The following is a 6487-nucleotide window of genomic DNA, read 5'->3' as shown; positions in this document are numbered from 1 at the left end:
TCCAGTCTACTGGGATTTCTCCCAGTTTTTTCTTCTCTCAAAACTTCCCCAAAACAAAAAAACCATCCCAAAAAGCCAAAAAACTTTTCAAGACAGTTTTCAAAAACAAATATTCTAATTTTTTATTTTTATCCTCCAAGATAAGCCTTTTTAATCTCTGGATTTGTAAGCAATTCCTTCCCTGTTCCTTCCAGAATTATTTTTCCAGTTTCCAAAACGTAGCCTCTGTCTGCAATTGATAGTGCCATATTGGCATTTTGTTCTACTAACAGCACTGTTACGTTTTCTTCTTTATTGATTCTTACAATTATATTGAAAATTTCTTGTACTAATAACGGTGCTAGTCCCATTGACGGCTCGTCTAGCAATAGTAGTGAAGGATTTGACATTAAGGCTCTTGCCATTGCCAACATTTGCTGTTCTCCTCCACTCATTGTTCCTGCCAGCTGTTTTTTACGTTCAGCAAGTCGTGGAAACAGTGAGAACATATGTTCCATATCTTTTTTTATTTGATCTGTATCATTTCTTGTAAATGCTCCCATTTCCAAATTTTCCATTACAGTCAATTCTGTAAAGATTCTACGTCCTTCTGGAACATGTGCCATTCCACGGCTCACAAGCTTGTAAGCATCAATGTTAGTTACATTTTCCCCACTTAGGGAAATTTCTCCCGATTTTATTGGTACAAGCCCTGAAATAGCGTGAAGTGTAGATGTTTTTCCTGCACCATTTGCACCAATTAGAGAAACGATTTCACCTTTTTTTATCTGAAATGAAATGTTTTTTATAGCGTGAATTCCGCCATAATATACATTTAAATCATTTACATTTAAAATATTCACTTTTCCTCCTTTTTGCTAATTTTATTTAATTTCTTCTTAAATTTTATTCTCCTAAATAAGCTGCTATAACTTCCTTATTATTTTGAATCTCATCAGGAAGACCTGAAGCAATAATTCTCCCAAAATTTAGCACATAAAGTCTTTCACAAATTCCCATTACTAAGTCCATATCATGCTCGATTAGCAGGATTGCAATTTTAAATTTATTTCTTATAAAGCTGATTGTATTCATTAGCTCTTTTGTTTCGTTTGGGTTCATTCCTGCCGCAGGCTCGTCCAGTAGCAATAATTTTGGATTTGTTGCCAAAGCTCTTGCTATCTCCAATTTTCTTTGCTGTCCATAAGACAGGTTTCCTGCAGTAATATTTGCCATTTCAGCCATATCAAAAATATCCAATAAATCAAGCGCCTTATCTGTTATTTCCTTTTCTTCCTTCCAAAATCTAGGAAGTCTAAAAATCGCTTCAAAAGTGTTATATTTCATACTGTTGTTAAGTGCCAGCTTTACATTGTCAAGCACTGTTAATTCCTTAAACAGCCTTATATTCTGAAATGTTCTGGCAACTCCCAAAGCAACTATCTGTGGAGTAGTTTTTTTATTTATACTAATCTGATTTATAGAAATATCCCCGTCAGTAGGTTTGTAAACACCTGTCAGCAAGTTAAATATTGTTGTTTTTCCAGCTCCATTTGGACCAATTAATCCAACTAGCTCACCTTCCTTAATTTCAATATTAACATTATCAACAGCTCTTAGACCTCCAAAAGATATTCCCAAATCTGTCGTTTTTAATAATGACATATTTTTATCTCCTATTTTACTTCATTTTTATATTTATCAAAAATATTTAATTCTAACTTTCATTTATTTAATTCTTGTTATTTTTATAATTTCTAAGTTTATTAATTCTTCTCTTTGTTCCTGCAAATGTAAATTCTTTCGTACCAAAAATTCCTTTTGGACGGAAAATCATTAATGAAATCAATATAATTGCATAAACTAAATATCTAAACTGCGAAACATCTCTCAATCTTTCATTTAGAAGTGTCAAAATCATTGCAGCGATAATCGCTCCTGTAATACTTCCAAGTCCACCTAGCACTACCATAACAAGAATTTCTATTGAGAATAAAAATCCAAATTTATCTGGTGTCAAAATTCCAATATTATGAGCAAATAACGATCCTCCAACTCCAGCAAAAAATGCTGAAAAAGCAAATCCATAAAGTTTTACACGATTTAATCCAATCCCTATATTTTCTGCCGCAATTTCATCTTCTCTAATTGACAGAATCTCTTTCCCTTTTCGAGAAGTCATTGCCATTGCGATTATAATAATCGAGATAACTACAATGAAATATGTATTTGAAAAATCTAGAATTGTTGGGATATTGTTAAGTCCAGTTGCTCCACCTAAAAAGTCCAGATTTTGAATAATATATTTTACAATTTCTCCAAATGCTAAAGTAATAATTGCAAGATAATCCCCTCTTAACCTTAGCGTACTTCCACCAACAAGAAATCCAAATACAGCCGCAACCAGCCCTCCAAACAATGATACCAGTATTAACTGTAAAAATGGCGGTAAATTATAATTTACGAGTATTTTTGAAATAAATGCCGCTGAATATCCACCAATTGCAATAAATCCAGCTTGCCCCAAATTAAGCTGTCCCATAAGCCCAACTGTTATGTTTAAGCTTACTGCAAATAAAACAAAAATTAATATGTTTATATATATTCCTTTTGTATAACTGAAAGCATCATTTGGATCAAAAGTAAAGCTTAGGACGATATAAAGTGCAATTATTGAAATAAATGTAACAACATAATTTTTTACTTTTAATTTGTTAAAATAGTTCAAATTTTGCCATTTATATTCTTTTGTTTCTTTATGCTTTTTTTCTGCACTATCTATATTTTTTGCTTTTACATCTTTATTAGTTTTTTCCATATTTCCCATTTTCCTCCTTTCAAATTATACTTTTTCCTTCATATTCTTTCCAAATAGTCCATTTGGTCTAAAAATTAGTATTAATATCAGTACACCAAATACAATAGGATTTGCCCAAGTTGTAAGCGATGAGCCTTTTACATATGCTTCAAGAAGTCCTAAGACATATCCACCAACCATAGCTCCTGGAATACTTCCTATTCCTCCAAATACAGCTGCAATAAATGCCTTCAATCCTGGCAACATTCCCATATATGGCTCAATTTGCGGATAAACAATCGCATACAATGCTCCACCCAATGCACCAAGCCCTGATCCAATTGCAAATGTTATGGCAATAGTTTTATTTACATTAATTCCCATAAGCTGTGCAGCTCCTGTATCCTGCGAAACTGCTCTTGTTGCTTTTCCTAATTTTGTATTTTTAATAAATAAATTTAAGGCAATCATACAAATTGAAGTAACTACAATTACAAATATTGTAAGCATGCTGATGCTTAAAAATCCTAAATTAATCTTGTTATTATTTGATAAAAATGCTGGTATATATTTCTGATCAATAACTTTTGGATTTGCTCCAAATATTATAAGTGCCAAACTTTCTAGCAAAAAGCTCATTCCAATTGCTGTAATAAGTGCCGAAATTTTAGGTGCATTTCTAATTGGACGATATGCAAAAAAATCAATTACAACTCCCATAATAGCACATAAAATAATTGACAAAACAATAGCCAGTATTAATGGCATTCCATTTGACACAGCGATAAGTGTAGCATAAGCTCCCACCATAAGTATATCTCCATGTGCAAAATTTATAAGTTTAACAATACCGTAAACCATTGTATACCCCAACGCAATAAGGGCATAAATACTTCCAGTCTGCAGTCCGTTAATAGTCTGTTCAATAAAGCTCTTTAACATATTTAAAAACTCCTCATACTTTTTACTTATACGTTTATTTTCTACTCATATACTTAGGCAACCTTAAAACTATACTCCTTACTTGTATTCAAAAAATTAGTATAATCTTAAAGCTGCTTACGTATATTTACCCAAATTAATTTCTTCTTTTTAGATAAAAAAAGTTCCAGAGTGTTAGAAGAAAAAAACTTCTCCTAACAACCGAACTTTATAATAATTATTATTTTCTATATTATTTTTAGAATTTTTCCTTCAATGTAAGTTTTCCATCTTTTACTTCAATAAATGTAACTTTTTTCTCAGGATTTCTTTCTGCATCAAATTTTAATGAACCAGTAACTAAAGTACCGTCAAATTTTTTGATTGCTTCTCTTATCGCATCTTTTGAAGACAAGTCAGAAACATTTTTTAATGCTGTTTCTAAAATAGTTCCTGTATCATATCCTAAAGCAGCGAAAATAATTGGATCTATTTTATATTCATTTTTGTATGCAGCAATGAATTTTTGTACATTTTGATCAGGATCGTCTGGTGCAAACTGACTTGCGAAAACTGCTCCATTTGCAACTTTTCCAAAGTTAGTCTGGATTCCGTCCCATCCATCTCCACCCATAAATTGAGCGTTTATTCCAAGTTCTTTTGCTTGTGTCAAGATTAATCCAATTGTATTGTAGTAATCAGGTACGAAAATTACTTCAGGATTATATCCTTTTACTTTTGTAAGTAATGCTCTAAAGTCTTTGTCATCAGCAGTATATTGTTCTTCTTTTACTTGAATTCCTTCTTTTTTAGCTTGTTCCTTAAATGCGTTTGCAAGCCCTACAGAATAATCACTTCCTGTATTTGTTAAAACTGTAACATTTTTACGTCCTTTTGATTTTGCATATTTTGCAACAACAACACCTTGATAAGGATCTGTAAATGTAGTTCTAAATACATAATCTTTTCCTTTTGTAATATCAAATGCAGTTCCAGTTGCTGTAATCATAGGAATTTTAGCTTGTTGTGCAAGCGGTGCGATTGCAAGAGATGGTCCAGATGTAACTTCTCCTACAAAGATGTCAATTTTGTCTTGTGAAACCATTTTTTTAAATGCATTAATTGCTTCCTGTACATCACCTTTACTATCTGCTTCTACAATTTCAATTTTTTTACCATTAATTCCACCAGCGGCATTTATTTCTTTTACTTTCAATTTAAATCCGTTTATTGTACTTGTTCCATATTGTGCCACGTTTCCAGTTAATGCTCCTATAACACCAACTTTTATAACATTCTTGTCCTTAGATGCTTTTGCTCCACAGCTTAGTACAAATAATGCCAATAATGAAACTAAAAATAATATTTTTTTCATTTTTGTTCTCCTCTGCTATATTTTTATAATTAATTTATTTTTTAAATTAAAATTTTTCTTTTAATGTAAGTTTTCCACCTTTTACTTCAATAAATGTAACTGCTTTTTCAGGATTTCTATCTGCATCAAATTTTAATTTTCCAGTTATAAGATCAATTCCACTAACTCCATTCATAGCTTCTCTTATAGATGGCCCTGTCAAATCTTTTGCTGATTTCAATGCAGCTTCCACAATTTCCACTGTGTCATATCCAAGTGCGGCAAACATTATTGGTTCTTTATGAAACTTAGCTTGGTAATCTTTCATAAATTTCTGAACATTTTCAGCTTTATCTTCTGGAGAAAATTGGCTTGCAAAAATTGCTCCTTCTGCAACTGCTCCAAAGTTAGTCTGAATTCCGTCCCATCCATCTCCACCAAAATATTGAGCTGTTATTCCCAAATCTTTTGCTTGAGAAATAATTAATCCAATTGTATTGTAATAATCAGGTATGAAGATAGCTTGCGGATTTTGTCCTTTTACTTTTGTTAAAATCGCTTTAAAATCTTTATCATCATTTGTATATTTTTCTTCAGTAATAGTTATTCCATCTTTTTTAGCTTGTTCTTTAAATGCGTTCGCAATTCCTACAGAATAATCATTTGAAGAATTTGTTAAAATTGCAATTGATTTTACACCTTTAGCTTTTGCATATTTTGCAGTAGCAGTTCCTTGATAAGGATCTGTAAATGTAGTTCTAAATACATAATCTTTTCCTTTTGTGACATCAAGGCTTGTAGCAGTTGCCGAAATCAAAGGTACTTTTGCTTGCTGTGCAAGTCCTGAAATAGCTTGTGATGTAGCTGATACAACTTCTCCAATTACAACACTCACTTTATCCTGTGAAACCATTTTTTTAAATGCATTCACTGATTCCTGAACGTCTCCTTTACTATCTGCAATGACAAGTTCAATTTTTTTACCATTAATTCCACCTGCATTATTAATAGCATCTACTTTAAGTTCAACACCTTCTTTTACTGCAGTTCCGTATTGTGCATAATTTCCAGTAAGCGGTGCAATAACTCCTATTTTTATAACATTTCCATCAGCTGATTTTTTCCCACAGCCAACGATAAATGCCGTGACTAATAACATCATCAGAAATATTTTTTTCATACTCTCATCATCCTTTCTCTCTTAAATTCTTTGCATCGTCAAAGCATTGTTAGAAAAACATATAATAAATATCAAATAAAATACTATTACTATTAATCTAAAACAAACTTTCACTTACTTATGTCTAATATTATATCATAAAAGGGTAAAGAAATGAAATTATTTTTAAAAATTTATTGTATACTCAAACTTTTTTTATAAAATCAATAAAAATAAAATCTACACAAACACCAAAATTCTTAATATAAACCGATAT

The 6487-nt window shown here is 31.4% G+C and carries 6 protein-coding genes; all 6 read right to left on the bottom strand.

The genetic code is table 11. From position 1 onward, the window contains the following. Positions 1–128: 128 nt before the first annotated feature. A complete protein-coding gene (locus tag Q0370_RS03485; protein ID WP_367270822.1) occupies positions 129–836 on the bottom strand; it encodes an ABC transporter ATP-binding protein in 708 nt (235 codons plus the stop codon). Between the two features lie 49 nt (positions 837–885). Then, positions 886–1644, bottom strand: a complete 759-nt coding sequence (locus Q0370_RS03480) for an ABC transporter ATP-binding protein (RefSeq protein WP_299572193.1) — start codon at positions 1642–1644, stop codon at positions 886–888. A gap of 67 nt (positions 1645–1711) precedes the next feature. After that, entirely contained in the window at positions 1712–2797 is a 1086-nt protein-coding gene (locus tag Q0370_RS03475) for a branched-chain amino acid ABC transporter permease (RefSeq protein ID WP_299572198.1), read from the bottom strand. 24 nt (positions 2798–2821) lie between these two features. After that, the gene (locus tag Q0370_RS03470; RefSeq protein WP_006804990.1) at positions 2822–3718 is read right to left on the bottom strand and encodes a branched-chain amino acid ABC transporter permease; all 897 of its coding nucleotides are present in this window, start codon (positions 3716–3718) and stop codon (positions 2822–2824) included. Between the two features lie 238 nt (positions 3719–3956). Further along, positions 3957–5072, bottom strand: coding sequence for an ABC transporter substrate-binding protein (locus Q0370_RS03465; protein WP_147006271.1), 1116 nt, complete (start codon positions 5070–5072; stop codon positions 3957–3959). A gap of 46 nt (positions 5073–5118) precedes the next feature. After that, entirely contained in the window at positions 5119–6231 is a 1113-nt protein-coding gene (locus Q0370_RS03460; RefSeq protein WP_299572185.1) for an ABC transporter substrate-binding protein, read from the bottom strand. Positions 6232–6487 lie beyond the last annotated feature (256 nt).

The organism is uncultured Leptotrichia sp. (genome assembly GCF_938036635.1).
GTDB lineage: Bacteria > Fusobacteriota > Fusobacteriia > Fusobacteriales > Leptotrichiaceae > Leptotrichia > Leptotrichia hongkongensis.
The sequence above is the reverse complement of the archived record's forward strand: the minus strand, read 5'-3'. Positions and strand labels throughout refer to the sequence as shown.